The organism is Saccharothrix sp. NRRL B-16314, from assembly GCF_000716595.1.
In the GTDB taxonomy this organism is placed as follows: Bacteria; Actinomycetota; Actinomycetes; order Mycobacteriales; family Pseudonocardiaceae; genus Actinosynnema.
Map to the genome: position 1 here is coordinate 1 of NZ_JNXC01000220.1, position 316 is coordinate 316.

General features: G+C 64.9%; 1 protein-coding gene. It reads left to right on the forward strand.

The window, feature by feature from the left end; genetic code table 11:
- The coding region (locus OQ02_RS45455; protein WP_033443851.1) for a hypothetical protein at positions 1-316 on the forward strand (316 nt) is incomplete at both ends.

Consider the following 316-nt stretch of genomic DNA (forward strand, 5'->3'; position numbering starts at 1 on the left):
CAACAACGCCACCATCCGCAGCCTCTTCGACAACGAGGTCGTCTGCCGGGGTCCGGGCGGCTGGAGCAAGAACATGGTGATCGGGCAGAACGTGTACGATACGAGTTCGGGCTCCCCGTTGCAGGACGTGACGCTCTACACCCGCTTCCTCGTCCACCCCCGCATCGCCGGCACTGTCACCTGCACCGCCAACGTGCGGGGCAACTCGCTCAACGCCAACGACGCCACCTACCGGTTGGTCAGCGGGTACATCACGTTCGCCGACACCTCCGTCACCAACGCCACCAACGGACAACCGGTGCAGTCCAGCGTGAGC